Here is a 1,777-nt window from a genome sequence, read left to right on the forward strand (position 1 = left end):
ATATAGGAAAACTCATAAATAAAAAGCATATAGAAGAAGAAACAAGATAAATATCTAGCAATCTATCTTGAACCTTAGCAACCCAACTTTTACACTCTTTATCATCCTGGTTATTAGGTTCATATATCTTGAAAAAAATGTAGCACAATACAAAACTCAAAAAATATCTAAGTTGTACATGAAGCGCGATTCCCTCTTCAGCATTTTCAAGATAACCTTTCACTTTAACTAAAAAATACCCTCCATTATCTAATGGAGCAAAGTTCAATAGAAGCTCAGGAACATTAATAAAATTAGAGGAGAAAAATAATAGTAACCCACCAAAAAAAGTGAGACTTTTCAGTTTATATTTTGATACATAGAGTGAAGCTAGAAATACAAAGACAAACATTAACGAAGCTACATGAAACAACGCAGCAAAAACAACAAGGAAAAAAGTCGCTCTTTTCTTTTCTAATACAAAATAGTATGCAGAAAAGTATAAAAAACAAAGTGCAAAAGCCCAGCGTATCTGGATGAATTCAGAGTTATAATAAACGAAGCTAAAGTAGACAAACGCACTAACAAGTGGGTATAGGGCAATTCTATTTAAAACAACAAACTTAAGCATTAGACTAAAAAAAGCTAATACAAACAGAAAAAGGTAACCTTCTGCATCAAAAATTTTGAAAACTGAATTTAAAAATACATAGCCCACCTCTGCTGGTACATCTGAAAAGCTGGAATCAGACTGAAACAACGAAGGGGTTATATCATAAATCCACATGTATGAAAGGTAATCGTTTGCGCTGTAATATCTTAAGCCTGTGAAATAAGATAAAATAAAAAATGCACTTAAAAGTGAGACAGCACTTAGCGATCTACTATTAAAAGTTGATAACGAGGCAAAAAGAAAAAATAGTGACCAAAGTAAAAGGTAAACTAACATTGATGCAGCCCCGAGGTAATATCGCCAATGGAAAACAAAAATCTCACTCTAAAAACAACTTCCAACTTGCAGCAACTTCTTCAATTGACTGTTTTTTAGCATGGGAATGAGCATTTTCACTCATTGCCTTGTAAAGTTCAGGGTTTTTAAAAAGATGCTCTATTGAACGAGAAAAACCTTCTGAATCACCATCTTCTATAAGGTACCCATTAAAGTTATGTTGGATTAACTCTCTGGGGCCTGTTGGGCAATCATAGGCAATTACTGGCAAGCCATATGCGTTAGCTTCACCAATTACCATGGGTAACCCCTCATAAATAGAAGTCATTAATAGAACATCATGATTTCTGTAGACTGTATCCATGTCCTTTTGATTTCCTAAAAAATTCACTTTATCTTTTAGGCCTAGGCCATCACTCAGAGATAGTAATTCTTCTTTTTCCTCGCCGTCACCAACAATTGTTAAGTTAAATGAATCATCTAGGGTAGCAATTATTCTTAAAAGTCTAGAAAAGCTTTTCTGCTTTGTTAAGCGCCCAACAGCCAGAAGTTTTTTTGTTGGTTCTTTTTCCATATAAGTTGGTAATGGCAACCCAAGTGGATTTTTCATGACATGTAGCTTGTCTGTATTAAACCCTTTATTGAGATAAGTTTCTTTATCTCTTTCTGTTAACAAAAATAAAAAGTCAGCTCTTTTGAATAAAATGTTTCTAGCAAACTTTTTAAATTTAGACTTAACGGCGTAGTAGTTGTTATGCTCACAAATAATTACTTTTTTGTTACTAATTAGCAAATTAAGCATGAATCTAATTGATATATCTGTTGCAGATGAAATTATTACATCATAAT

At 32.7% G+C, this 1,777-nt stretch carries 2 protein-coding genes; both read right to left on the reverse strand.

Annotation, left to right across the window (positions count from 1 at the left end; all coding sequences use genetic code 11):
- Nucleotides 1-928, reverse strand: a 928-nt coding sequence (locus tag L1D51_RS21320; protein ID WP_239964813.1) for an EpsG family protein, incomplete at its 3' end; no start/stop codon positions are given.
- Nucleotides 929-971: 43 nt separating this feature from the next.
- A partial coding sequence (locus tag L1D51_RS21325; protein ID WP_239964814.1) for a glycosyltransferase occupies nucleotides 972-1,777 on the reverse strand: 806 nt, incomplete at its 5' end.

The sequence above is a fragment of the Pseudoalteromonas shioyasakiensis genome (assembly GCF_022398475.1).
In the GTDB taxonomy this organism is placed as follows: domain Bacteria; phylum Pseudomonadota; class Gammaproteobacteria; order Enterobacterales; family Alteromonadaceae; genus Pseudoalteromonas.